Consider the following 24,092-nt stretch of genomic DNA (forward strand, 5'->3'; position numbering starts at 1 on the left):
ACTTGTCATGCCGCGCAGAAAACTCATCATCGCCATTGTGGCGACCTTCGGCAGTGTGAGCATCGCGCTCGCCGCCTTCGCGTTGACGCGCGAGTCGTCGAATGCTGAAGGCGCTTCGGGGGCCGCGCACACTTCAGCGGCAGCGCAGCCTTCGCCCGGCCGGAACGGAGGCACGGTTCTCGGCGACGGCGCACTATCCGTCGAAATCGTGCTCTCCGAGAAGCCGGGGGACGCGCGCCTCGTCGTCTATCCTCTTATCGACGGCCAGCCGGCGCACAAAGGCGTCGCCGTGTCGGGCTCCATCACTCGCTACGACGGCTCGAAGCTGCCACTCCCGTTCGTGCCGGCAGGCCAGAAGTGGACCTCCGCCGAACCGATCGGCAAGCCTCACGTATTCGACGCAACCATCGACCTGAAGTGGCGCGGGCAATCCGCGTCGTTCGTTTTTTCCCAGGCCGATGGCGCGGTCGCGCTCAGTGCGGCGCAAATCGAGGCGGCCCAGATTCGCCTCGGCGAAGTCGGTCCTGCCCAGATTCTCACGACATTCCAGCTGCCCGGCGAAATCCGCTTCAACGAGGATCGCACCGCCCACGTCGTGCCGCGTGTGGCGGGCATCGTGGAACGGGTGGGTGTGTCGACCGGCGAGCAAGTCGTGCGAGGGCAAGTGCTGGCGGTCATTGCCAGCACCGATCTTGCCGATCGCAGAAGTGAACTGCTCAGCGCGGAGCGCCGGCTCGCCGCGGCGAGAACTTCGTACGCCCGCGAAAAGACCTTGTGGCAAGAGCGCATCTCGGCCGAGCAGGACTATCTGCAGGCGCAGGTGCAATTGCGCGAAGCCGAGATCGCCACGCAGAACGCCCGCGCGAAACTCGCCACGCTGAATGCGCCGGCGTCGGCGGACGCATTGAATCGCTACGAGTTGCGCGCGCCGTTTGCCGGCACCGTAGTCGAAAAGCATGCGACGCCCGGCGAAGCGATCGCGGCGGACGCCAGGCTCTTCGTTCTGTCCGACCTCTCCTCCGTGTGGGCCGAGATGGCGGTGCCGGCCCAGCGTTTGAACGATGTGCGCGTCGGTCGCGACGCCACCGTCAGCGCCACCGCATTCGAGTCGACATCGAGCGGTCCGGTGGCCTATGTCGGCGCGCTGCTCGGCGAGCAAACCCGTACCGTGCCGGCGCGCGTGGTACTGCCCAATCCCGACGGAGCATGGCGGCCTGGCATGTTCGTCAATGTGTCGGTGGACGCCGGGCGGCAAAGCGTGCCGCTCGCCGTGGCGGCCGATGCGTTGCAAGACATCGACGGCTCGCCCGCCGTTTTCGTGCAATCGCGCGGTGGCTTCGTCGCTCAGACCGTTCAGACCGGACGCCGCGACGACAAGGTCGTCGAAGTCGTGAGCGGACTTCGGCCGGGTCAAAAGTACGCCGCTTCGAACAGTTTCGTCCTCAAGGCTGAACTCGGAAAAGGTAGTGTCGAGGGACATTGACGCCCTGACGCCATGAAGCGCCTCGCACCTGCCGCGGGCAGGCGGCGCTCCCGTCACCTGGTTTCAAAGGACCATCTCCATGTTCGAGAGACTGATTCGCTTCGCCATCGCGCACCGTTGGTTAGTCATGCTGGCCATTGCCGCTGTCGCGGCGGTCGGCGTGTACAGCTATCAGAAGTTGCCTATCGACGCCGTGCCCGACATTACCAACGTTCAGGTTCAGATCAATACGTCCGCGCCGGGTTATTCGCCGCTCGAAGCGGAGCAACGCATCACGTACCCGGTGGAGACCGCGATGGCCGGTCTTCCCAATCTGGCGCAGACGCGTTCCATCTCGCGCTACGGGCTGTCGCAGGTCACGGTGATCTTCGAGGACGGCACCGACATTTACTTCGCACGTCAGCTCGTCAACGAAAGGATTCAGGAAGCCAAAGACAAGTTGCCGCCCGGCGCCACGCCAGCAATGGGTCCGACTTCCACGGGGCTCGGCGAGATCTATCTGTGGACAGTCGAGGCTGACGCGTCGGCTGTCAAGCCTGACGGAACCCGTTACACGCCCGCGGACCTGCGCGAGCTTCAGGACTGGGTCATCAAGCCACAACTGCGCAATGTGCCGGGTGTCACCGAGGTGAATTCCATCGGCGGTTTCGTGAAGGAGTTCCGGGTCGCGCCGAATCCCGCCAAGCTCATGTCCTATGGCTTGACGCTGGCGGACGTGGTGCGCTCGCTCGAACGCAACAACGACAACGTCGGCGCCGGTTACATCGAAAAACGCGGCGAACAGTATCTCGTGCGGGTGCCCGGCCAGGCGCGCTCGGTGGACGACATTTCCAATGTCGTGCTGACCAACGTGGGCGGCGTGCCGGTTCGCATCAAGGATGTCGGACAGGTGGATATCGGCCGTGAATTGCGGACGGGCGCCGCGACCTCGAACGGCGAAGAGGTCGTGCTCGGCACCGTATTCATGCTGATGGGAGAAAACAGCCGCACCGTTTCGAAGGCCGTCGCGAGCCGGATGGACGACGTGAATCGCACACTGCCCGCGGGTGTGCGCGCGATTCCGGTGTACGACCGCACCGTTCTCGTTGAGAAGGCGGTGCAGACGGTGAAGAAGAACCTGCTCGAAGGCGCGGTGCTCGTGATCGCCGTGCTGTTTCTTTTCCTCGGCAACCTGCGCGCCGCGCTGATTACAGCGCTCGTCATTCCGCTTTCCATGCTGATCACGTTCACCGGCATGGTCAACGCGAAGGTGAGTGCCAACCTCATGAGTCTGGGCGCGCTCGACTTCGGCATCATCGTCGACGGCGCGGTGGTGATCGTGGAAAACTGCGTCAGGCGGCTCGCGCATGCGCAGAAGCTCGCCGGCCGGCCGCTGACCCGCGAGGAGCGTTTCGCCGAAGTGTTCGGCGCGTCGCAGGAAGCGAGGCGCGCGTTGATATTCGGTCAACTGATCATCATGGTGGTCTACTTGCCGATCTTCGCGCTCAAAGGCGTCGAGGCGAAAATGTTTCACCCCATGGCGATCACCGTCGTGATGGCGCTGGCCGCCGCGATGGTGTTGACAGTCACCTTCATTCCTGCTGCTATTGCACTGTTTATCGGCAAACGCGTCGAAGAAAAGGAAAATCGCTTGATGGGCTGGGCGAGGCGGCTCTACGAACCGCTGCTCGCCGCCTTCATGACGCGTCCGAAACGGGTGTTTGTCGGCGCGGTGGTGATCGTCACGTTGAGTATCGGGCTGGCGGTGCGCCTTGGCAGCGAGTTCGTCCCGAGTCTGAACGAGGGCGACCTCGCCGTCGCCGCGCTGCGCATTCCGGGCACGAGTCTCTCCCAGTCGGTCAGCATGCAAAAGGCCATTGAGAAGACGTTGAAGCAACGGTTTGCGGAAATCGAACGCGTGTTTGCCCGCACGGGCACGGCCGAAATCGCAGCGGACCCGATGCCGCCCAACCTGTCGGACGGCTACATCATGCTCAAGCCGACGGACCAGTGGCCCGATCCGAACAAGCCGCGCGAGAAGCTGGTGGAGGAGATCGAAGCGGTGCTCGCAGAGCTGCCAGGGAATGCATATGAATTCTCTCAACCCATTCAGCTTCGCTTTAACGAATTGATCTCGGGGGTGCGCAGCGACGTGGCGGTGAAGCTCTTTGGCGACGACATGGCGGTGCTCAACGGCACGGGCGAGCAGATCGCGGCGGCATTGCAGAAAGTGCCGGGCGCCGCCGAAGTCAAGGTGGAGCAAACCACAGGCTTGCCGGTTCTGACCATCAACGTCGAGCGCGACAAATTGGCGCGCTATGGCGTCACGGTCGGCGACATTCAGGACACGGTCGCGGCGGCGGTGGGCGGCAAGAAGGCCGGCACGCTGTTCCAGGGCGACCGGCGCTTCGATATCGTGGTGCGGTTGCCGGACGAGCTGCGCTCGGACATCGAGGCGATCAAGCGGCTGCCGATTGCGCTGCCGTCTGCGTTGCCGTCTGCGTTCCCGCTTGCGCCGTCGTCCGCGTCGGCGGCAGGCGGTGGCGTGCCCGTCGTTCAGGCGCCGTACGTGCCGCTCGCCGAACTGGCCACGGTCGAACTCGCGCCGGGTCCGAACCAGATCAGCCGGGAAGACGGCAAGCGGCGCGTCGTGGTGAGTGCGAATGTCCGGGGCCGCGATGTCGGCTCGTTCGTGGCGGATGCGCGCGAGCAGATACGGCAGGACGTGCAGGTGCCGGCGGGCTACTGGTTGTCGTGGGGCGGACAGTTCGAGCAGTTGCAAAGCGCGAGCGAGCGCCTGAAGCTGGTCGTGCCGCTGTCGCTCTTCATGGTGTTTGTCCTGCTCTTCATCATGTTTAATAATGTTAAGGATGGCTTGCTGGTCTTCACCGGTATTCCATTTGCATTGAGTGGCGGCGTGCTGTCGCTGTGGTTGAGGGACATTCCGCTTTCCATTACCGCAGCGGTCGGGTTCATTGCGCTCTCGGGCGTCGCGGTGCTGAACGGGCTCGTCATGATTGCCTTCATCAGAAATCTGCGGGAGCAAGGCGTGGAACTGGACGCGGCGGTTCGTGAGGGCGCCGTGACACGTCTGCGGCCCGTCTTGATGACGGCGCTCGTCGCCTCGCTCGGGTTCTTGCCCATGGCCTTCGCAACCGGCACGGGTTCGGAAGTGCAGCGCCCTCTGGCAACGGTGGTGATTGGCGGCATCCTGTCGTCCACGGCGCTGACACTGCTGGTTTTACCCGTGCTGTACCGAACCGCTCACGCGTCGTCGTGGCGCGCCGTTGCCGTGAGCCGGCTGGCGCAAGCCGCGCCGGGGCGGATACTGCGCCGGCTTGGCTTTTTCTAGAGGTGGTTCGCATGCGGATTCTGTTAGTGGAAGACGAGCCGAAGACCGGCGCCTATCTTCGCAAAGGCTTGTCGGAGGCGGGATACGTCGTCGATTGGGCCGAAGACGGCGTCACGGGTCAGCACCAGGCGGAGTCGGAAGACTACGACCTGCTGATCCTCGACGTGATGCTGCCGGGACAGGACGGCTGGACGCTACTGAAGAATCTTCGCCGCACACGGTCCACGCCGGTGCTATTTCTCACCGCACGCGACGATGTGGGGGACCGCGTCAAGGGGCTGGAACTCGGTGCCGACGACTATCTCGCGAAGCCGTTCGACTTCGTCGAACTGGTCGCGCGCGTCAGATCGATCCTCCGGCGCGGAAAGCCGCGCGAATCCATGTCGCTGCAGGTCGCCGATCTTGAACTGGACCTGACGCGGCGCAAGGCGACCCGTCAGGGCGACGTGATCCTGCTGACCGCGAAGGAGTTCACGCTGCTGTGGCTGCTCATGCGCAAGGAAGGGGAGATCCTGCCCCGCGCGACGATCGCCTCGCAGGTGTGGGACATGAACTTCAACAGCGATACGAACGTGGTGGATTCGGCAATCAGGAGGCTGCGCTCCAAGGTCGACGACGCCTACGAACCCAAGCTCATTCATACGGTGAGAGGCATGGGATACGTGCTGGAAGTCAGAGGCGGTAGCAATTAATGAGAGGCGCGGTGTCAAGAACGCTCCAGTCGCGGCTGACTGTCCTGATCATTCTGTCGACATCGGTCATTCTCGCGTTGAGCGGCCTCGCGCTGTATGGCGCGCTGCGCAGCCGCCTGGAGTCCACCTCGACCGAGCTCATGTCCGGCACTTTGGCGGCGCTGGAGTCGCATCTGGCCGGAAGTCAGAACATCGAGGATATCGTCCGCGACGCACAGACGTGGATCGACTTGCTGCACGGCCACCAGAACATGGCGCTCGCTGTCTACGATACGGCGGGCCAACGCCTCGTCAGCACGCCTGGGTTTCAGTCGTACGCGCCGATTCTCGCAACCCGCGCGAGCGAGGCCAGCATCGAACTGACACGCGCCGACTTGAATCTTCGCTACCTCGTCGCCATGGTGCCGCTCGACGCCGCGACGGGGCGGTGGGTGCGCATCGCCGTTCAGTACGATAGAACCAATGACCGGGCGCTGTTACGGGCGCACGCCTATACGGCGGTCATCATCGAAGTGTTCGGTGTGATTCTCGCCGCCGCGTTCGCCTACGGGATCGCCACGCTGGGCTTGCTCCCGCTGCGCAGGCTGGCGGCCCAGGCGGAGGCGATGTCGACCAGCCGCCTTGCGCAGCCTTTGCCCGAACTCGATGCGTCGGGGGAATTGAAGGAGCTGGAGCAGGCCTTTAACGGCATGCTGGCGCGGCTCGACGAGTCGTTCACCCGGCTCAGTCAGTTCTCCTCCAATCTGGCGCACGATATGCGCACGCCGCTAACCAATCTGCTTGCCGCCGCTCAGGTGGCGCTGTCGCAACCTCGGACCGCGGAGGACTACCGCGACGTGATCGAATCGAGCGTGGATGAGTATCAACGACTGTCGCGCATGATCGAGGACATGCTGTTCCTCGCGCGCTCGGAGCAGGCTGATGCGGCCTTGTCCCTGCGCGCGCTCGACGCAGCCGCGGAAGCCGAACGCGTCGCCGGCTATTACGAGCCGATGGCCGAAGACGCGCAGGTGAGGATCGAGGTGACGGGGCAGGGTACGGTGCATGCCGATCTGCTTCTCTTCCAACGGGCGCTCAGCAATCTGCTGTCGAACGCGCTCGTGCAGGCGCCGAAGGGCAGCACCATTACTATCGACTGCAAGGAAGAGGCGAATTCAACCACGCTGACCGTGTCGGACTCGGGACCTGGTATCGAGGCGCATCATCTCAAGCGCATCTTCGAGCGGTTTTATCGTGTCGACCCTTCGCGGCAGGGCTCGGCCTCGGGCACAGGGCTTGGCCTCGCGATCGTGAAATCGATCATGAACAGTCACGCGGGACACTGCGGGTGCGAGAGCCAGCCCTACGTTCGAACCCGCTTCTGGTTGCGTTTTCCCCGGCGTCACGACCTGAGCATGCCGGTGACCCGCGGCGCCGCGCGCAAGGATTGAGAGAACGCGTTCGGCGGCACACTCGCAATCAGACGCGCCGCCGGGTCACTGCTCCCGGCGGCGCGCGCGGCTATCGGGCCGCGATGCTGTCGTGATGATCCACCGGCGGTGTCGTTTCGCCCGCATGCCAGGTGATGGCGTGCAACTCCTTGTTGCGGGCAATCCTGTCGGCACTGGGCGGATACTGTGTCTTGCTGTTTGGAATCACACCGTCATGCTGAGCCTGAACCAGTTCCTGGTTCACCTGAGCGCGGGACTTGCCTTGTGCCTGCGCAACCTGAGAGGCCGCGCCGATCATCGTCATGGCGACGACGCATAGGGTGCAGAGCTTGGCGTTCATATTGAAAACCTCCTTAGTGATGACCGCCGGTCGGCGATCCATGAGCGCAGTATGGATCGCGGGCGGTGTGCCATCGTGACCGCGACATGAGAAAACTGTCACGTCCCGGCGTATCGAAGAAGTGATAACTGCTGCGGCCCGCATGAGATTTTTGTCATGTCGGCGTGAGACTGGCGGCGACCTTCGTGGAGCAGGATGACACGTCTTCTGTCACGAGCGTCCGGGCGGCGAAACATGCGTGCATTCACGTTGAAGTATTCTTTCGCGGCCTTCCTTCCCGCGATTCTTGCCGGATGTGCGAGCAATAGCGGCGAGTCGCCGGCATCCACGAGCATGTCGACCTCGACACAAGCGGTGAAGCCGGCGAATCTCGCGCCGGGCGAGCAGATCGACTATGCGGGCCATCGCTGCGGCAATCCGAATCTGTATGTGAAGACGCATCTGTGTATCTTCCCGCGTCGATAGTGCTCTCGGCGTGACTGGCCTCGTATGGCAGCCGTCGCGTTCACGCACGCCGCCGTTTCACGCATGCCGCGCGGATATTGTCGAAGGCGTGCCGGTACAGGTCTTTGGCAAATTCGCGGTTCTCGCTGCTAGACACTCGACCCACCACCGTTTCTCCAGATTCGGAAACAATCCTCCCCACTGGCGGCCCTTACTCTCGATGGCTCACCTTTCTAGACTGTCATCACCGAGTTGCGAACAGGGTTGTTCGTAGCAGGACAAAGCAAAGTCTGGAGGTAGAGTCATTATGAAGTCGCTTATTCAAGCCGTTGTAGTTGCCGCTGCTCTTGCCGCGCCGGTTGCCGTGTTCGCTCAATCGAACCAGCCGCTCACACGTGCGCAAGTGCGCGCCGAACTGATCGAACTGGAGCAGGCGGGTTACAACCCGGCGCGCGGTGAAGATCCGACCTATCCGGCCGATATTCAGGCCGCTGAAGCCAAGGTGGCGGCACGTCATGCCGCGACAGGTTTCGGCGGTAGCACGAGCGGCTCGTCGGACTCGGGACGTCCGGCCGTTTCCAAAGCGCACTGGAATGCGATGTACGACCATCCGTGATGTGCGTGATGCGTGAGACTGCGAGCCCGCGCTGCTAACGGCGGGATCGCAGTCATGCCGAAACGCATGCTGTTTCTAGAGGCCTGCGTGCCCGGCAACTTCGTCGACCAGTTCGGCGATGTCGTGAACGTCCACCGTGCACCCATCCTTGTTTTTCACGCCACGCCCCCACGCCTGTACATGCACGCCCGGCGTCAGATACTCGACGAGTTCGCTGGCGGCATGCGGCGGCATACGCAGCGAGGTGCCGTCTTCCAGCAGCGCGCCGCGCAGCTCGCCCTTCGGCCCATAAAGCGGCATGATGACTTCGCCTTGCACGTCCATCGGTTCGCCGTGGAGTTCGTGGCCGTGTTCATGCTTCGGGCCATGATCGTGCGGCGCGGGGCCTTCGTCGACGATCTCGGCGCCTTGCCGGGTTGTCAGTGAGACCGCGGCGATCAGATCGGCGCCACGCGGTTTCACGCCGCGTACGCGAACCGTGTCGCCCGGCGTGACGTAGCGTGTGATCTGTTTGCCGAGATGCGGCGGAAAATGCACCTGTTGTTGCACACCGTCCGCGTGCTGAAGAATGAAGCCGTCGGCATTGCCGTGCGGGTTGAGCAGAAACAGCACGACTTTGCCGCGCGTTTCGGGCAGGCAGGCGGGATCGATCCAATGCATGGTGAAGCTCCTCGTTCGAATGATGGATTGGGATTACCTGGGCAGGTCGCCGTAAAGCACCGTGAGATTGCCGGGCGTACCGAACGCGGTCGCCTGCAGCGATTCACCGTAGCGATTACGTGTGCCATAGCCTTGCGCCGCGACCATTGCGCCCGGTTGCAACAGGTTCGTGAATCGCGCGGCCGCGGCCGGCGTGAGCTTGATGACCGTACCGTCGATGAGAAGCACACCGTCGGGCTCGCCGCGCGGCGCGCTGGTGACGCGCAGCACGCGGCCCGCGGCGTCGAGCTTGACGAGTCCGACACCGGCGAGCGATTTCGGCAGCCGTTGCGCATCGGGCGGCGGCGGTTGATCGACAATGCTGCGGCCGCTCTTCGTGTCGGCGATCTGGCCGGCGCGCAGCGTTCCGCTCGCCTGCGCGAAGCCGTTCACATTGACGCTCGCACCCGGCGCGATCGTGGCGGCCACCTGAGTGCCGAGATGCGGCGGGAACCGGACGAGCGTGTTGTCAGCGAGCAGCATGCCGTCGACATCGCCCTCCGGATTGATCACGAAACGCCGCACTACGCCGCTTACTGTTGTGGGAACGCCATCACGCGGGCCGGCGAGTGGTGGCGGTGGCATGGGTGTGTCGGCGGCAGGCGCGGGTGGCGGCATCGGTGCGTCGGATCTCGGCGCGGGTGGCGGCATCGGCGCACCGGCCTGGGCTCGCGGCACGGGTTGGGCAGCGCAAGCTGCGGTCGCCGCAATGACAGCGAGCGCGGCCGCTGCGCGCGCGATCGGGTTGAGATGGTTCATCGTTGGCTCCTTCGACTGCAATGTCGTACAGGAGTATTCGCAACCACTGTGCCATGCCGCTACGGCTTGTTGCATAAGGCTTTGCGCTGTGCCATGCCAGCGTGGCCGTCGTCTCGCTGGACAGCCGGTGTCAGCCGGCTGGACACCGGCGAGCGCTTCAGCCGAGCTTGTAGGCAGCGATCTTCGTATAGAGCGACTGACGGCTGATACCGAGGCGGCGCGCCGCTTCAGCGCGATTGCCCACGGTCTGCTGCAATGCGCGTTCGATCGCGGCGCGCTCCAGCCACTCGATCGCCTGCGGCAGCGGCAGATCGAGCAGCGCGCTCGGAATCTCGCTCACGCCGGCGCGCGGCGCATTGAGAAAAGCCAGATCGTCCGCGGTGACGAGCGGACCGCGCGCGAGTGCGGCGACTCGCTCCATCGCGTTCTTCAACTCGCGGACGTTGCCGAGCCATGCATAGGCGAGAAGCCGCCGCTCGGCATCGCCGCTCAAGGTCCGCGCCGGACCGGCAAGATGCGCGGCGGCTACGAGAAAATGCGCGGCGAGCGGGAGAATGTCGTCGGGACGATCTCGCAACGGCGGCAGGTGAATCGGAATCACGTTGAGCCGGTAGAACAGGTCCTCGCGAAAGGTGCGCGCCGCCACTTCCGCTGCGAGGTCTCGGTGCGTCGCGGCTACGATCCGCACGTCGATAGCGACGCTTGCGTTGCTGCCGACCGGCGTGAGCGTGCGTTCCTGAATCACGCGCAACAGCTTGGCCTGCATCGGCAACGGCAGGTCGCCGATTTCGTCGAGAAACAGCGTGCCGCCGTTCGCCTCGGCGATACGGCCGGCTCGCTGCGCCACCGCGCCCGTGAACGCGCCTTTGGCGTGGCCGAATAGTTCGCTCTCCAGAAGTTCGGCGGGAATCGCCGCGCAGTTGATCGCAACGAACGGCGCATGCCGGCGCCGCGACGCATCGTGCAGCACGCGTGCCGCGACCTCCTTGCCGGTGCCGGTTTCGCCCGTGATCAGAACGGTCGACTCCGTGGCGGCCGCGCGGCCGATCTGCTTTTGCGCGTCGCGCAACGCTTCGCTGTTGCCCAGCAGACGAGGCGTGCCGGCGTCGCCGGTTTCCTCGTGCGACAGCGGCAATGCCGGGCCCGGCGAGCCGCGATTCGAGGCTTCGATCTTGCCGAGCAGGGATGCGATGGCGTCGCGCCCCACCGGCTTGGTCAGGTGCTCGAAGGCGCCGAGCCGCATCGCGTGAATGGTGTTGTCGCTGGTGGCGAAGGCGGTCAGCACGACTACCGGCAATGTCTCGCGCGCCGGCATCGCGCGCAGACGTTCGAGTACTTCGATGCCGCTCAGGTCCGCCATTCTGATGTCGAGAAACATGCAGTCCACGCGCGCGTTGCCGGCTAACACGGCAAGCGCGTCGTGGCCGCTGCCGGCTTGCGCGACGACATGGCCAAGGTCGCCCAGCGTTTCAGCCAGGCTTTCGCGGAAGGCGTCGTCGTCGTCGACGATCAGGATGTGCGCCATGGGATCTCGATCACAAAACAGGCACCGCGCTCGCGCGCTTCGTAAAAGGCGCTGCCGCCATGCGCGGCAGCGATCTCGCGTACCACCGCGAGGCCGAGCCCCGAGCCGGCGGCGTGGCCGGTCACGAACGGCTCGAAGATGCGCTCGCGCTCGGCGGGAGGCACACCGGGACCGTCGTCGGCGACTTCGATTCGCAGCGTGTCTGCGGCGCGCGCCGCGCTCAGCGTTACATGGCCGCCGGATGGCGTGTGGCGCAGAGCGTTGAGGATCAGATTATCGATCGCGCGCGCCAGTTGATCGGCATCGAAAGTAGCTTGCGCGGGAAGGCCGTCCGCGTAAGCCAGCGCCAGTGCGATGCCGGCCCGCGCCGCCGCGTCATGATGCCATTCCACGCGTTCGGCGAGCCATAGGCGCAAGTCGACACTATGGGCTTCGATCCGCACGGGCTGGGTCAACGCCAGCAGACCGGAAAGCTGGCGCTCCACGCGCTGAATCTGTTCGAGGATCGTGCCGAGGGCGCGCTGTTTGCGTTCGACGTCGCCATTCAGCGCGTTTTCCGCCTTGAGCCGCATCGCGCCGATCGGATTGCGGATCTCGTGCGCCATTTGCGCGGAGAAGCGGCCGATCGCCGCGAAGCGTTCCGCGGCCGCGAGCTGCGTATGCAGTTCGCCGGCTTGCTGCTGCAACGACGTGGCACGCGCGCCATAGGCGTTGAACGCCTGGACGATCTTGTCGAGGTCCGGCTCGCCGGTCGGCGCGATCGGCGTGAACAAGTCGGCGGGCCGGCTCAGGCTGGCTTCGATGCGCGCGAGATTGGCGCGCCAGCGACGCAGCAGAACGCCGAGCGCGATCGCAATCCCGACGATCACCGCCAGCAGCACCGCGAGCGTCGTGACGAGCGTTTTGCCGGAGGACCCAAGCGGCGGATGCACGCGCGACAGCGTCCAGGCGAACAGGCCTTCCCGATGCGGCACCGGACAGGCGGTGACGATCACGGCGTCCTGCTGGCCTTCGACGAAATCGGATGCCGCCGCGCGGCTGGTGGACGCCGCGCGCAGCGTGCGCAGGATCAGCGGCGTCTCGGCATCGGGGATGTCGCGCTTGATGCCGCTGCCCTGGTAGGTCGGAAACGCGTAGGCATCGAAGCTGCCGCGTGCCGCGCCGTCCGGCCGCCAGAAGCCGCCTTCCACGCCTTCCATCTGCGCGAGCACGATGTCGAGGATCGCGTGCATCAGGTCCGTGTTCGGCGTGGCGGGTGGAACGGGCGGCGTGCCGGCGGGCTGAGTTCCCGTTTGACCGGCGCGCGGCGCGGCGGGCGGCTGGGGTGTGCGGTCGATCGACAGGTCGTAGCGCGACCCGATCGTCTCGCAGCCGGCCAGCCCCTGCTGCCGCGCAAGCCCGATCTGGCGGCCGAGATTGGCCTGCGCCATGAACCAGACGAGCCCGATCAGGACCGCGCACATTATCGCGACCAGCAACCAGAAAACCACCAACTGACTGGCGAACGATAAGCGTCGGGGAACTGCGGTCATGAGCGCGCCGGGAAGGATGGGAGCTAAACAGTAGCAAGAATTCAGCCTGTGTTGCGCCTTTCGCGACAGGCGAGTCGCACTTCGCTGGAACGGGGGCGGCGGCTGGTCATCTGTTGCGCCGCTGGACAGCGTTTGTCCACGAAACGGACAGCGCGCGGGCAGCGTCGAGCGGCATGGCCCACTCGCGGCGGCGCGCGCGCCAATGGCATATGAGTTGCGTAAGGCTGGCCGCCATCCCGGCATCTCTCGCCAATGGAGTCGTCCTTATGATCAAGCCGATGCGGTCGAGCCGTTCGCCATGCGCCGCACGCGATGCGTCCATCACACGAGGTGCGTTGTGAAAGGCCGGCGCGCGCTCGAAGCGCTGAATTTTTTCGTGGCCGACGTACAGGCCGGCATCGGACCATTTCTCGGCGTGTTCCTGCAGGCGCGCGGCTGGGGCGCCGATCAGATCGGCACGGTCATGACCATCGGCGGCATCGCCGGCATGCTCGCCACTTCGCCGGCCGGCGCGCTGGTGGATGCGACGCGCCATAAGCGCAGTCTCGTCGTGATCGCGGGGCTGATGACCATGCTCGCTTCCGGCTTGCTGTGGATCTCACATGTCTACTGGATGGTGGCGGCGTCGCAAGTGGCGACCGCGATCACCGGCGCGGCGATCGGCCCGGCGCTGGCCGGCATGACGCTCGGCATGGTCCGGCAGCACGGTTTCGACCGTCAATTCGGCCGCAACCAGGTGGCCAATCATGGCGGCAATGTCGTCGCGGCAGCGCTGTCCGGCTGGCTGGGCTGGCGTTACGGCTTCGGCGCGGTGTTCGTGCTGAGCGCGCTGTTCGGCCTGCTGTCGATCGTGGCCGTGTCGTCGATTCCGGCCGACGCGATCGATCACGATGTCGCGCGGGGCGCCGATGCAAAGGCGCCTGCCGGCGAGCCTGCCGCTGCCGGCGCACCGGTGAGCGGCCTGCGGGTTCTGTTGCAATCGCGGCCGTTGTTGCTGCTGGCCGCCGCGCTCGGCCTGTTCCACCTGGGCAACGCGGCCATGTTGCCGCTCTATGGTCTCGCGATCGTCGCCGCCCATCAGGGCGAGCCGAGCGCGTTCACTGCGCAGACCATCGTGATCGCGCAACTCGTGATGGTCGCGGCCGCGATGCCGGCGACCCGGCTGATCCGGTGGCGCGGCTACTGGTGGGTGATCCTGCTGACCTTCCTCGCACTGCCGGTGCGCGGGCTGATCGCCGCGTCGGTGATTCATGCGTGGGGCGTGTGGCCGGTGCAAGCGCTCGACGGCATCGGCGCGGGATTGCAGAGCGTCGCGGTGCCGGCGCTGGTGGTCCGCTTGCTGGAAGGCAGCGGGCGCGTGAACGTCGGGCAGGGCGTTGTGATGACCGTGCAGGCCGCCGGCGCTGCGTTGAGTCCGGCTTTGGGCGGGATTCTCGCGCACCGCTTCGGCTATCCCGCTGCGTTCATCGCGCTCGGCGCGGTGTCGACCGGCTCGCTGGTGTTGTGGCTGAGTTTCGGGGCGACGCTCAGGCACGCCTGCGCGGCCGATGGCGGAGCGGCGCGCAATGCGGTCGAGGCAGCCTCGCCGGCGTCGTGACGCTTACATCCGCGAGTGACTTGCTTCGTCTGATGGTACGGAGCTTGCTGAGCCAGGGTGTTCTTTTCGCAAGCTGCCGCCTATGCCTCGAACCCCCTCTACTTGCCAACGGTGGAGCGCCCGCGAGATCCGGATACTGCACGAAGTGCCGCGCGTCCTGGTCGTGGACGACAACGTCGGCGCCGCCGAAGCGCTCGCCACCTATCTCTCCTACGAAGGCGTCGAAGCCCGCGCCGCCAACGGCTGCGAGCAGGCGTTGCGTTGCGTGCGCGACTGGGTGCCCGACGTCGTGGTGCTCGACATCATGATGCCGGAGCGCGACGGTTATGAAACCGCGAGCGCCCTGCGCAGTTATTTGCCGACGCACAGTCTGGGCATTGTCGCGTTCACTTCCCTCGATGAGGATCACGTCAAGGAAACCGGTAAGGCACGTCACAATTTCGACGGCTATTGTCAAAAAGGCACGCCCCCGAGTGCGCTGCTCGCGCTGATGCGCAAGTTCTGGCGCGAATAGCGGCGGCGGATAGAGACGCGTTAGTTGAGCGGTTTCGGGTGGGGCGATGCTGGGCCGGCGCGGTGCGTCACTTTGGAAACCCGCGGTCAATCTTTGAGGCGGTAACGGCGCGATATGAAGCCCGCCGGCCTCAGCGGCAGGCGTCGACCCGAACCAGTCAAGCCGGCTCGCTCAACGCCGGCTCCGCGACGATTTGCCGGAGAATCGCCTCCATCAAGCCGGGAAACCGGCTGTCCAGTTCCGCGCGCCGCAGCGAATTCTGATGCACGGTGCCGGCCACGCGTGTGCGCACCAGGCCGGCCTCACGCAGGATCCGGAAGTGATGGGACACGCTCGATTTGGGGCGGCCCCCGTCGAGATCGCCGCAGGTAGCTTCTTCGACCGACGACAACCGGCGGACGATCTCCAGGCGAACCGGATCGCTCAAGGCATGAAACAGCCGTCCGAGCGTGAAGTCCTCAGCGGCGGGATGGTTATAAGTGCGCATCCTGCAAATGATAAAGGTTTCTGAGATACTTGGTTATTCGATGTTTATCGAACTACCGTACAAGCAAGTCCAAAGGAGTTTTGCACGATGTCCGCATTGTTTCAGCCGTACAAGCTCAAAGACGTTTCCCTGCGCAACCGGATTGCCATTCCGCCAATGTGCCAGTACACGGCCGAGGACGGCCTGATCAACGACTGGCACCGCGTCCACCTGGCCGGTCTTGCGCGCGGCGGCGCCGGGCTGGTGATCGTCGAGGCGACGGCCGTGTCGCCCGAAGGCCGCATCACACCGGGCTGCGCCGGTATCTGGACTGACGAGCAGGCGCAGGCTTTCGCGCCGGTGGTCGCGTCGATCAAGGCGGCGGGTTCGGTGCCGGGCATCCAGATCGGCCACGCGGGCCGCAAAGCCAGCGCCAATCGTCCGTGGGAAGGCGACGATCACATCGCCGACGGCGACAGCCGCGGCTGGCAAACCATCGCACCGTCGGCAATCGCGTTCGGCGGCAATTTGCCCAAGGTGCCGAAGGCCATGACGCTCGACGACATTGCGCGCGTTCGCGAGGATTTCGTCGCCGCCGCGAGGCGGGCGCGTGACGCGGGCTTCGAGTGGCTCGAACTGCATTTTGCGCACGGCTATCTCGGCCAGAGCTTTTTCTCGACCCACTCGAATCAGCGTGACGACGCTTACGGCGGCAGTCTCGACAACCGCAGCCGCTTCCTGCTGGAAACGCTGGCGGCGGTGCGCAAGGTGTGGCCGGAGCATCTGCCGTTGACGGCGCGTTTCGGCGTGATCGAGTACGACGGCCGCGACGAGCAGACTCTCGCCGAGTCCATCGAACTCGCGAAGAATTTTAAGCGCGAAGGGCTGGACATGCTCAGCGTCAGCGTGGGCTTCTCCACGCCGAAAGCGGCGATTCCGTGGGCGCCGGCGTTTCTCGCGCCGATCGCGGAACGTGTGCGCCGCGAAGCGGGCATCCCGGTTTCGTCGGCATGGGGCATCGATACGCCGGAACTGGCGGACCGTTCGGTGAAGAACGGGCAACTGGATCTGGTGATGGTCGGCCGCGCGCATCTGGCCGATCCGCACTGGCCGTACCATGCGGCGAAGAAGCTAGGTATCGAGCGAGCGTCGTGGACGCTGCCGGCGCCTTACGCGCATTGGCTCGAACGCTACGCTGTCGCCTGAGTTTTCGTCTCGCGTCGCGTTGTATCGATGTGCTGTTTGCCCCGGCGGTTCATGAGCCGGGGCAGGCGGGATAACCTATATTCCGCCTTTCCGCCTTTCCGCCTTTCCGCCTTTCCGCCTTTCCGCCAGTCCTCCGGCCCGCCCGCCCTCCGGCCCTCCGGCCCGCCCGCGCCCCAACTCGGCCGTGCGCCGCACAGACCACTCCCCGTCTACTTCACGACCCGCACGGGCCGCCGCACCCGTCTCGCGGCTAATCGAACGACGCCGAAATGACAGTAAGCGCATCAAAAATCCGTTTCAAGACATTGTCATGAGTCGATAAATCGTTTCAACATGGCTCAAATACGCGTATGCTTGTTCCAATTGGACCATCAAGGGTGTCATGGTGACTTCATCCGACGAGCAAACCACGGGTCAGCAGGGTTACAGAAGCGGCGAAGCGGCGCGTTTGGCAAAAATGCCGGTCACGACGTTGCGGATCTGGGAACGTCGTTACGGCGTGGTTGGACCGGCCAAAACCGCGTCAGGCCAGCGTCTGTACTCGGAAGACGACGTCAGGCGACTCAGCCTGATCAAACTGCTGGTGAGTCGCGGCCACGCGATCGGCGCGATCGCGCGGCTCGATCGCGAGCAACTGCAGTTTCTGGCCGCGCGCAGCGGGCGTGAAAGCGGCGGCGCGACCGACATGCCGTTCCCGGAGTCCGCCGAACTCCGGCTGGCTCTCGTGGGCGGCAACCTCGCGCAGCGACTGGAAGCATCGGGTGTCGATTTGCGGCCTTACGGCGTGAACGAACTCGTCACTTTCGCCGACCTCGATCTCGCCAGCGCCGGTACGACCAGTGAGCGCCGCGAGCCGATCGACGCACTGCTCGTCAGCGTCGATTCATTGCAGGAGGAAGTCGCGTCGCAGATCATCGCGCTCGGCGACGCGGTCCGCGCGAAAGCGATCGCGGTCGTCTACGGCTTCGGCACCGGCCCGGCGGCGGAGATTTTGCGCGTGGCGGGCGTGCGTCTCTATCGCGAGCCCGACAGCCGGACGGAATTCCGTCAGATGCTCGGCGACCTCTGCGAACGAACCCGCATTCAGGAGCGCACCGGCGACGACGCCGTATGGGCGCGCGTGCGCCGTCGCTACGACGACCGCGAACTGGAAGCCATTGCCAGCCGTTCTTCGACGATTTCGTGCGAATGTCCGCGCCACCTTGCAGAACTGGTCATGAAACTGTCGGCGTTCGAGCGCTACAGCGACGCGTGTACGTCGCGCTCGGCGCAGGACGCCGCGTTGCACCGCTATCTGGGCGACGTCAGCAACCGGGCTTGCGCGATGGTTGAAGCGGCGCTCGAGCGAGTCGCGCGGGAAGAAGGCTGGTTTGCCGGCGCGCAGCCGCCGCAAGCCGTTCAGGACTAGCACGCGCACACCGTTTCGGAGGATGTGCCATGTCACATGATGCTTCGACGGACGCGACCGTCAGCGCGCCCGCACTGGACGAAAAGAGCGCGCATCTCGCGGCGCTCCTCGAGCGTGTTTCACGGCGCGACGCGAGAGCGTTCGAGGCGCTGTACCGGACGTCCGCGCCGTCGCTTTTTGGCCTCGCCGTGCGCGTGACCCGCACCAGCGAATCCGCGGAAGAAGTGCTGCAGGACGGCTTCATCAAGATCTGGCGCTTCGCAGGCTCGTACGATCCCGGCAAGGCCTCGCCGTCTACCTGGATGTCGAGCATCGTGAAGAACCAGGCGCTCGATTACTTGCGGCGCAATCCCTACGGGGGCGTGTACGTCGAAGAACTGGACGAACGCATTGCCGCGGGCGAGGCCGAGCCGGACCTCTCGCACGAGTTTTCGCTCGACGCCGAGCGCCTGTCGTCCTACCTGGGCCGATTGACGCCGGTTCAGCGCCAGGCGATTGCGCTCGCCTATTTTCGCGGGCAGTCGCAATCGGAAATCGCGCATACGCTGGACGCGCCGATCGGTACGGTCAAAACCTGGATCAGCCGCGGGCTGGAGTCGCTGCGCAGCATGGCCGAGGCTCGCCACGCGCCGCATCGCGGCGGCATCTACTGATACTGCAGGATTTGCGGAACGCCTCTTGCTGCAAGGTCTTCTCATTGACCTGATACGGAGGCTTCACGCATGAAACCCTATATCGTCGCGCACATGATGTCCTCGCTCGACGGCCGCAGTTTGACCGACGGCTGGCATCTCGACTATGCGTCCGACCTGTACGAAAACACCGCCGCCACTTTCGAAGCCGACGGTTGGATTTGCGGGCGAGTGACCATGCAGGAAATTTCGCACGGCGAGGACTATCCGAAGGGGCTCACCAGGGGCCCGGTGCCGCGCACCGATCACTTCGTCGAGCGCAAAGCGGATCAATACGCGATTTCAATCGATCCGCAGGGGCGCGTGGCGTGGAAGAGCAACACCGCGCTCAAGTCGCACGTGATCGAAGTACTGACCGAGCAGGTCGCCGACGACTACCTCGCTTACCTGCAATCGATCGGCGTCTCATACGTTTTCGGTGGCGAGTCCGAGCTCGATCTCGACGCGGTGGTGCAGACACTGGCGCGCGAACTCGGCGTGAAGAAGCTGATCGTGGAGGGCGGCTCGCACGTGAGCGGGGCGTTCGTGAACGCGGGTCTGGTCGACGAAGTGAGCGTGTTGATTCTGCCGCTGGTGGACGGCCGCAGCGAACATCCTTCTTCGTTCGAAGTGGCGATGCAGAAGTGGCAAACGCCCGCCTATCTGAAACTCACGTCCGTTGAAAAGACGGAACACGACGCTGTCTGGTTGCGCTATACGAAAGCCTGAAAGCGCGCGGCAGAGTGAAATCGAAGTCACTCTGCCGCCGGCCGCTCGCATTATTTTCAGTGCGCAGGGATAACCGGATCTCAGCCTTGCGTGTGTGCCGTCGAGAGCCAGCCGCCGCTCACGCCAATCTCACCGATCTGTTTGGCGACGGCGTCCGCGAGGCGCTTCGCGTCCGCTGACACACCGGCGCGTTGGGTTTCGGTTACGGCATGCAAGCCGCCACCCGCCGCCGCCGAAGTCGCAACACTGCCGGCCGCCGCACCCACACCCGCCGTCTCGACCATGCCCGGCGCCTTGCCGCTGTCCGCGCTGGCATTGAAGGTTTGCACCAGTCGCGGCGCACCGCCCGCGGGCTTATACAGAATCTGCACCGAACTCGTCACTTCGCTCTTGCCCGCACCGAGGCCGATCAGCATGCGGCGGCGACGGTTGCCCGAGTCGATCGTATCAAAGCTGCCTTGCACAAGCAGCACGTTCTGATCGGCTGGCGCGGGAACGTCCGAGCGGATCGCACGCAGACCCATCGATTGCAATTGATGCACGATTTCGTTGGCGACCTGCTCGCGGACTGCGGCGGCGTCGGCGGCCTGCTTTTGCGCAGCGGACGAACCTTCGTGTTGCGTCTTCACTTTCTGCATCATGCCGCCATCCAGTTTGACCTGGTCGGGGCTGGCGTCGAAAGTGTAGACATAAATGTTGTCCGGCCGCACATGGACCGGCGTGTTCGTCTCGCTTGCATGGTCGATGCTGCCGCTCGCGCAGCCGGTCAGCAGAGCGCCGCAGCAGACCATCGCCATGCAGGCAAAACGGGTGGCATTTCTTTTGAGGAATTTCACTGAAGTCAACATGTTCATCCTGTCGTCGGCACGCGGTGCCGGTATGGTCGAGCCGTTCTTCCGATGATCGGGCAACCGTAGGATCGTTGATCATCGGCGAGTCGTCTCGCACGTGAAGCACCCTTGATCTCATGCGTTCTGTTTCATCCGCACCGGCAGCGAAACGAAGTATGGGCGAGTCACTTCCCGAACTCCATTCAACAATTATTTCGTCCTGTGTCACGGCGGCAAGAGGTGCCGCGCGGGGCTTTCGCGCGTCGCAAGCGTTATTGGACGTGGCAGGAAAAGAGGGGGGTGGGGTGAGGATCGACCGCGCCGGCCAGCGGCGTGAAGTCATGCAAGCGCGCGTGCGGCGCCGCGAGTGTCGGGCGTCAGCTCAAGGCGAGTTTGATGATGCAGCCAAGGACGAAAATCAGCAGGAAGGCGGCGACTGCCATGTTCAGCGGATAGCGCATTCTTCACCAGGACACCAGCGTTTGCAGTGCTCATATCCTAATCACCTGACGGAAGATGAACAGTGGCCAAAGAAGCGGCAATGTGGGAAAGCCAACGCAACATGCTGAATGACTGAGCAGCTCGCTGGCGGGAACGCTTCCAGTCGCGGGCCGGATGCAGGAGTTGCCGCACGGCCGCTGACTGACGGAAAAAATGCCCGCGTGCAAAGCGCCGCTCGGCCGGTTATCGGGCCGGCCGTGCAGCGTAGCCGATGCCCTTCAACTCCCGCCGACGGCGCGCGTCCAGGGTGCACCCGCTGGCGCATTGTTTCCGGATGGCGCATGATTGAAGCGATGTGCCGTCCGACCCCAGAAGCCGCGTGCCTCTACGGGACGCGCGGCGCACGCGAAGCCGCCGGTGCATGCGTCACGGAAACACAACGCGGCAATGCACCGCCGGCGGGTACTCAACCGTTAAGGAGGATTTCGCATGGACCGACCTGACGCCGCCAATCCGTTTGGCGATTTCACCAAAATGCTGGAGCAGTTCAAGCTCCCCGGCTTCGACGTACCCGCCATCATGGAAGCGCGACGCAAGGACATGGAAGCACTGGTTCAGGCGAATCAGACGGCTTTCCAGGGGATGCAGTCGCTCGCGCAGAAGCAGGCTGATATGTTGCGCACGACCCTGAGCGAATTGCAGTCGCTGACGGGCCAGTTATCGGCCGGCGGCGCCGCGCCTTCGGGCAAGGCGGCCGAGTTGATCCAGCAGAGCCTGCACAAGTCGCTTGCCGATATGCAACAACTGGCGCAAGCGGCCTATCAGACGCAAGCCGAGTCGTATGCGGTGATCGCAAAACGCGTAGAAGAGAATGTCGAGGAGCTTAAATCGCTCCTGCAGCAGCACAAAAAGTAGCGGGCGCTGCGCGTCGAATCGATCGGCTCTGCGGAATCGATCGAGCCAGACGCATCACGTTCGAACGACCGATGCCGTGGTTGACTTTCGAGTCATCCGCGGCATTTTTTTGTTTTGCGAAGTGCGATGGCGTCGCCGCTTCGTCCTCACGCGACCGGTCTTTTGACGCGTCGTATCGTCAGAGGAAAACGGGCCTTCCGGGTGATTTTTTCAGCGTTCACTTACATCGATCTCGCAATGCTGCGCGCATGAATTTTTTTCTGCGCGAGATGCGGACAATGTGCACTGTCGTTTGCTTTAAACGAGCCGTGCAACGAAAACAGGCGCTCAAGCGCCGTCACTTGGTGATCTGGTCCCGAAACATCAAACAGACTCGAACGTTGCCGCGCGGGAGAAAGGTTTAAATCGTTGCGCAAACGATTGCAGCGCCTCACCGCGATGCCTAAAGTTTCGCGCCACCACTCCGTAGACGCATTCACGCAGCACGCAGCTCAACCAGTGTGAATGCAACACCAGCACCCACCGGCGAAGCGTGCGCCCCTAGTTTCCCGTTCGTGACCGGCTCGACGCGTGGTCGCGAGCGTTTCACCTCGAAGGAATTCTCTTGAAACCGATGCTTTATTCCCGCATTGCTCGCGCAATGCTCGGGGCAAGCTGCGCGCTGTCGTTTGCCGCGCACGCGACGCTCGGCCAGAACGTGAGCACTGTCGACAGCGATCAATCCCGCTTGCGCGCAGTGGCTCACACGGCGACTACGCAAAGCGCGTATTCGGTCCATCTGATGACGCTGCCGTCCGGCACGCTGGTGCGCGAGTACGTCGCGCCCAACGGCATCGTGTTCGGTGTCGCATGGGAAGGCCCCACGTTGCCGGATTTGAAATCCATGCTGGGGACGTCGTTCGACGCCTACGTCGCCGCCACCGCGACGCGTCGCGGCACGCCGCTCGGGGTCTCCAGCGGCGATCTGGTGGTCTACTCCGGCGGGCATCTTCGCGCGTTCGCCGGCCACGCGTATTTGCCGCCAGCGGTGCCTGCGGGCGTCGATGTCGGCGTCATTCAATAACGGTGCGGATCATGCGTCATATGTCTTCCTTCAGGATCCTGCTGTGCGCGGCGCTGCTTGCACTGCTCGTCAGTGCTTGCGGCGGCGGGGGCGGCGGGTCCAGCAGCACGGCCAGTTCCAGCAGTTCGAATTCGGCCGGCCCCACCGTGATCAACACCGCGCCGTCGTCGCAAGTGCTGGCCGCGAACGCGGTGCGCGTGACGGTCGACTCCGGCGTGAGTGACGTGCCGAACATGCCGTTCGTCAGCATCACGATTTGTGCGCCGGGTACGGCTCAGTGCCAAACCATCGACCACGTACTGGTCGATACCGGGTCGTGGGGCGTGCGCGTCTTTGCTTCCCAGTTGCCCGCGACAATGACTCTGCCGCAACAGAAAGACGCCTCGGGCAATCAGGTCGCCGAATGCATGCAGTTCTTCGACGGTTACACGTGGGGCGCGGTGAAGCTCGCTGATCTGCAGATTGCCGGTGAAAAAGCCGCCTCGCTGCCGATCCAGGTGATCGACCCGAACTACGCTTCACTGCCGGCCGATTGCGCGAGCGTCGGCGCATCGCGCAACACGCCGGCCGCGTTGCAGGCCAACGGCATTCTCGGCATCGGCGTGTTCAAGCACGACTGCGGCGCGAACTGCGTGCAGCAGGCGCTGGCCGGCACGTATTACGGCTGCAGCGGCACGACATGCACGTCGATTCCGCTTGCCGAAGAACTCCAGGTCGCCAATCCGATTCCGTACTTCGCCACCGACAACAACGGTTCGATGCTGAGCCTGCCGACGGTATCGGGTGCCGCGCAGTCGGTCACGGGGCAACTGGTGTTCGGCATCGGCACGCAGACCAACAATACGCTGGGCGGCGCGCAAGTGATCGGCGTGAGTCCGTCGAACGGCACCTTTACCACCGTGCAGAACGGCACGACCTATTCGCGCAGCATTCTGGACAGCGGTTCGACCGGGCTGTTCTTTCAGACCAGCTCTTTGCCGGTATGCGCGAGCCCGAATAATTCGTACTACTGCCCGGTGTCGACCGCGCAAATGAGCGCGATGATCCAGGGGGTGAACGGGACCACGAGCGCGGTGAATTTCAGCGTCGGCAACGCTACGACGATTGCACAGACCTATAGCGGCGATTCGGCGCTGCCGCTGCTGGCGGGACCGGCGTTCGTTCAGTCCACTATCTTCGATTGGGGTTTGCCGTTCTTCTACGGTCGCAATGTGTATGCCGCCGTCGAGCAGCAGGCGACACCTCGCGGCACGGGGCCTTACGTCGCGTATTGAGTTCGGAAGACAGCTTGTCTGGTCGGCGCTTTTGGGCGAGCGCTTTGGCGAGACTCGCCAGATATGAAAACGGGCCGCCGCCCGACAAAATAACCACGGGGCCCGCCGTTGTTAATAAGTTTTGTTA

Annotated in this window: 22 protein-coding genes; 15 read left to right on the plus strand and 7 right to left on the minus strand. The window is 64.3% G+C overall.

Annotation, left to right across the window (positions count from 1 at the left end; all coding sequences use genetic code 11):
* Positions 1-7: 7 nt before the first annotated feature.
* The 4 genes from P0D70_RS18365 (at position 8) to P0D70_RS18380 (ending at position 6,936) form a co-directional block, all read left to right on the plus strand.
* A complete protein-coding gene (locus tag P0D70_RS18365) occupies positions 8-1,483 on the plus strand; it encodes an efflux RND transporter periplasmic adaptor subunit (RefSeq protein WP_408185535.1) in 1,476 nt (491 codons plus the stop codon).
* Positions 1,484-1,562: 79 nt separating this feature from the next.
* Positions 1,563-4,814, plus strand: coding sequence for an efflux RND transporter permease subunit (locus P0D70_RS18370; protein ID WP_408185536.1), 3,252 nt, complete (start codon positions 1,563-1,565; stop codon positions 4,812-4,814).
* 11 nt (positions 4,815-4,825) lie between these two features.
* Positions 4,826-5,506 carry a heavy metal response regulator transcription factor IrlR gene (irlR, locus tag P0D70_RS18375; protein ID WP_091806989.1) on the plus strand — a complete coding sequence of 227 codons (681 nt, stop codon included), beginning with the start codon at positions 4,826-4,828 and terminating at the stop codon, positions 5,504-5,506.
* Entirely contained in the window at positions 5,506-6,936 is a 1,431-nt protein-coding gene (locus P0D70_RS18380) for a heavy metal sensor histidine kinase (RefSeq protein ID WP_408185537.1), read from the plus strand. The genes irlR and P0D70_RS18380 overlap by 1 nt, the downstream gene beginning before the upstream one ends.
* Positions 6,937-7,006: 70 nt before the next feature.
* Here the strand turns inward: P0D70_RS18380 and P0D70_RS18385 are convergent, their stop codons facing one another.
* Positions 7,007-7,276, minus strand: coding sequence for a DUF4148 domain-containing protein (locus P0D70_RS18385; RefSeq protein ID WP_408185538.1), 270 nt, complete (start codon positions 7,274-7,276; stop codon positions 7,007-7,009).
* A 234-nt stretch (positions 7,277-7,510) separates the two neighbouring features.
* On the opposite strand from P0D70_RS18385, the gene P0D70_RS18390 reads away from it, so the two are divergent.
* Both P0D70_RS18390 and P0D70_RS18395 read left to right on the plus strand, forming a co-directional pair.
* On the plus strand, positions 7,511-7,741 hold the full coding sequence (locus P0D70_RS18390) for a hypothetical protein (RefSeq protein ID WP_408185539.1): 231 nt from the start codon (positions 7,511-7,513) through the stop codon (positions 7,739-7,741).
* 286 nt (positions 7,742-8,027) lie between these two features.
* Positions 8,028-8,336, plus strand: coding sequence for a DUF4148 domain-containing protein (locus tag P0D70_RS18395; RefSeq protein WP_408185540.1), 309 nt, complete (start codon positions 8,028-8,030; stop codon positions 8,334-8,336).
* Between the two features lie 75 nt (positions 8,337-8,411).
* On the opposite strand, the gene P0D70_RS18400 is transcribed toward P0D70_RS18395, so the two are convergent.
* The 4 genes from P0D70_RS18400 to P0D70_RS18415 form a co-directional block, all read right to left on the minus strand.
* Positions 8,412-8,996: a hypothetical protein gene (locus tag P0D70_RS18400; RefSeq protein WP_408185541.1), complete on the minus strand. Its 585-nt coding sequence runs from the start codon at positions 8,994-8,996 to the stop codon at positions 8,412-8,414.
* A gap of 33 nt (positions 8,997-9,029) precedes the next feature.
* Positions 9,030-9,794 carry a hypothetical protein gene (locus tag P0D70_RS18405; protein WP_408185542.1) on the minus strand — a complete coding sequence of 255 codons (765 nt, stop codon included), beginning with the start codon at positions 9,792-9,794 and terminating at the stop codon, positions 9,030-9,032.
* A gap of 157 nt (positions 9,795-9,951) precedes the next feature.
* Positions 9,952-11,319 carry a sigma-54-dependent transcriptional regulator gene (locus P0D70_RS18410; protein WP_408185543.1) on the minus strand — a complete coding sequence of 456 codons (1,368 nt, stop codon included), beginning with the start codon at positions 11,317-11,319 and terminating at the stop codon, positions 9,952-9,954.
* Positions 11,304-12,851: a sensor histidine kinase gene (locus tag P0D70_RS18415; protein WP_408185544.1), complete on the minus strand. Its 1,548-nt coding sequence runs from the start codon at positions 12,849-12,851 to the stop codon at positions 11,304-11,306. The genes P0D70_RS18410 and P0D70_RS18415 overlap by 16 nt, the downstream gene beginning before the upstream one ends.
* A 298-nt stretch (positions 12,852-13,149) precedes the next feature.
* Between P0D70_RS18415 and P0D70_RS18420 the strand changes: the two genes are divergently transcribed.
* Both P0D70_RS18420 and P0D70_RS18425 read left to right on the plus strand, forming a co-directional pair.
* Complete coding sequence (locus tag P0D70_RS18420; RefSeq protein WP_408185545.1) at positions 13,150-14,448, plus strand: MFS transporter; 1,299 nt, start codon at positions 13,150-13,152, stop codon at positions 14,446-14,448.
* Positions 14,449-14,530: 82 nt separating this feature from the next.
* Positions 14,531-14,962 (plus strand): response regulator, encoded by a 432-nt coding sequence (locus tag P0D70_RS18425; protein WP_408185546.1) that lies wholly within the window; start codon positions 14,531-14,533, stop codon positions 14,960-14,962.
* A gap of 157 nt (positions 14,963-15,119) precedes the next feature.
* Here the strand turns inward: P0D70_RS18425 and P0D70_RS18430 are convergent, their stop codons facing one another.
* Entirely contained in the window at positions 15,120-15,449 is a 330-nt protein-coding gene (locus P0D70_RS18430; RefSeq protein ID WP_091807006.1) for an ArsR/SmtB family transcription factor, read from the minus strand.
* An 87-nt stretch (positions 15,450-15,536) separates the two neighbouring features.
* Between P0D70_RS18430 and P0D70_RS18435 the strand changes: the two genes are divergently transcribed.
* The 4 genes from P0D70_RS18435 (at position 15,537) to P0D70_RS18450 (ending at position 19,442) form a co-directional block, all read left to right on the plus strand.
* A complete protein-coding gene (locus P0D70_RS18435) occupies positions 15,537-16,634 on the plus strand; it encodes an NADH:flavin oxidoreductase/NADH oxidase (RefSeq protein WP_408185547.1) in 1,098 nt (365 codons plus the stop codon).
* Between the two features lie 382 nt (positions 16,635-17,016).
* The gene (locus P0D70_RS18440) at positions 17,017-18,042 is read left to right on the plus strand and encodes a MerR family transcriptional regulator (protein WP_408185548.1); all 1,026 of its coding nucleotides are present in this window, start codon (positions 17,017-17,019) and stop codon (positions 18,040-18,042) included.
* Positions 18,043-18,071: 29 nt separating this feature from the next.
* Complete coding sequence (locus P0D70_RS18445) at positions 18,072-18,695, plus strand: RNA polymerase sigma factor (protein ID WP_408185549.1); 624 nt, start codon at positions 18,072-18,074, stop codon at positions 18,693-18,695.
* A 69-nt stretch (positions 18,696-18,764) separates the two neighbouring features.
* Complete coding sequence (locus P0D70_RS18450; RefSeq protein ID WP_408185550.1) at positions 18,765-19,442, plus strand: RibD family protein; 678 nt, start codon at positions 18,765-18,767, stop codon at positions 19,440-19,442.
* A gap of 80 nt (positions 19,443-19,522) precedes the next feature.
* Here P0D70_RS18450 and P0D70_RS18455 read toward each other — a convergent pair whose 3' ends face one another.
* Entirely contained in the window at positions 19,523-20,290 is a 768-nt protein-coding gene (locus P0D70_RS18455) for a DUF4410 domain-containing protein (protein WP_408185551.1), read from the minus strand.
* 912 nt (positions 20,291-21,202) lie between these two features.
* Here P0D70_RS18455 and P0D70_RS18460 point away from each other — a divergent pair.
* The 3 genes from P0D70_RS18460 (at position 21,203) to P0D70_RS18470 (ending at position 23,965) form a co-directional block, all read left to right on the plus strand.
* Positions 21,203-21,628, plus strand: a complete 426-nt coding sequence (locus P0D70_RS18460; RefSeq protein ID WP_091807016.1) for a phasin family protein — start codon at positions 21,203-21,205, stop codon at positions 21,626-21,628.
* A gap of 613 nt (positions 21,629-22,241) precedes the next feature.
* A complete protein-coding gene (locus P0D70_RS18465; protein WP_408185557.1) occupies positions 22,242-22,691 on the plus strand; it encodes a DUF2844 domain-containing protein in 450 nt (149 codons plus the stop codon).
* Positions 22,692-22,702: 11 nt separating this feature from the next.
* A complete protein-coding gene (locus tag P0D70_RS18470) occupies positions 22,703-23,965 on the plus strand; it encodes a DUF3443 domain-containing protein (protein ID WP_408185552.1) in 1,263 nt (420 codons plus the stop codon).
* The last annotated feature ends 127 nt before the right edge of the window (positions 23,966-24,092 follow it).

The sequence above is a fragment of the Paraburkholderia sp. RL17-381-BIF-C genome (assembly GCF_046026435.1).
In the GTDB taxonomy this organism is placed as follows: domain Bacteria; phylum Pseudomonadota; class Gammaproteobacteria; order Burkholderiales; family Burkholderiaceae; genus Paraburkholderia.

Bases quoted from the DNA above. Each gene is read 5' to 3' on its own strand.
- P0D70_RS18365 (WP_408185535.1), top strand. From the start codon at position 8: ATGCCGCGCAGAAAACTCATCATCGCCATTGTGGCGACCTTCGGCAGT.
- P0D70_RS18370 (WP_408185536.1), top strand. From the start codon at position 1,563: ATGTTCGAGAGACTGATTCGCTTCGCCATCGCGCACCGTTGGTTAGTC.
- irlR (WP_091806989.1), top strand. From the start codon at position 4,826: ATGCGGATTCTGTTAGTGGAAGACGAGCCGAAGACCGGCGCCTATCTT.
- P0D70_RS18380 (WP_408185537.1), top strand. From the start codon at position 5,506: ATGAGAGGCGCGGTGTCAAGAACGCTCCAGTCGCGGCTGACTGTCCTG.
- P0D70_RS18385 (WP_408185538.1), bottom strand. From the start codon at position 7,276: ATGAACGCCAAGCTCTGCACCCTATGCGTCGTCGCCATGACGATGATC.
- P0D70_RS18390 (WP_408185539.1), top strand. From the start codon at position 7,511: ATGCGTGCATTCACGTTGAAGTATTCTTTCGCGGCCTTCCTTCCCGCG.
- P0D70_RS18395 (WP_408185540.1), top strand. From the start codon at position 8,028: ATGAAGTCGCTTATTCAAGCCGTTGTAGTTGCCGCTGCTCTTGCCGCG.
- P0D70_RS18400 (WP_408185541.1), bottom strand. From the start codon at position 8,996: ATGCATTGGATCGATCCCGCCTGCCTGCCCGAAACGCGCGGCAAAGTC.
- P0D70_RS18405 (WP_408185542.1), bottom strand. From the start codon at position 9,794: ATGAACCATCTCAACCCGATCGCGCGCGCAGCGGCCGCGCTCGCTGTC.
- P0D70_RS18410 (WP_408185543.1), bottom strand. From the start codon at position 11,319: ATGGCGCACATCCTGATCGTCGACGACGACGACGCCTTCCGCGAAAGC.
- P0D70_RS18415 (WP_408185544.1), bottom strand. From the start codon at position 12,851: ATGACCGCAGTTCCCCGACGCTTATCGTTCGCCAGTCAGTTGGTGGTT.
- P0D70_RS18420 (WP_408185545.1), top strand. From the start codon at position 13,150: ATGCGCCGCACGCGATGCGTCCATCACACGAGGTGCGTTGTGAAAGGC.
- P0D70_RS18425 (WP_408185546.1), top strand. From the start codon at position 14,531: ATGCCTCGAACCCCCTCTACTTGCCAACGGTGGAGCGCCCGCGAGATC.
- P0D70_RS18430 (WP_091807006.1), bottom strand. From the start codon at position 15,449: ATGCGCACTTATAACCATCCCGCCGCTGAGGACTTCACGCTCGGACGG.
- P0D70_RS18435 (WP_408185547.1), top strand. From the start codon at position 15,537: ATGTCCGCATTGTTTCAGCCGTACAAGCTCAAAGACGTTTCCCTGCGC.
- P0D70_RS18440 (WP_408185548.1), top strand. From the start codon at position 17,017: ATGGTGACTTCATCCGACGAGCAAACCACGGGTCAGCAGGGTTACAGA.
- P0D70_RS18445 (WP_408185549.1), top strand. From the start codon at position 18,072: ATGTCACATGATGCTTCGACGGACGCGACCGTCAGCGCGCCCGCACTG.
- P0D70_RS18450 (WP_408185550.1), top strand. From the start codon at position 18,765: ATGAAACCCTATATCGTCGCGCACATGATGTCCTCGCTCGACGGCCGC.
- P0D70_RS18455 (WP_408185551.1), bottom strand. From the start codon at position 20,290: ATGTTGACTTCAGTGAAATTCCTCAAAAGAAATGCCACCCGTTTTGCC.
- P0D70_RS18460 (WP_091807016.1), top strand. From the start codon at position 21,203: ATGGACCGACCTGACGCCGCCAATCCGTTTGGCGATTTCACCAAAATG.
- P0D70_RS18465 (WP_408185557.1), top strand. From the start codon at position 22,242: ATGCTTTATTCCCGCATTGCTCGCGCAATGCTCGGGGCAAGCTGCGCG.
- P0D70_RS18470 (WP_408185552.1), top strand. From the start codon at position 22,703: ATGCGTCATATGTCTTCCTTCAGGATCCTGCTGTGCGCGGCGCTGCTT.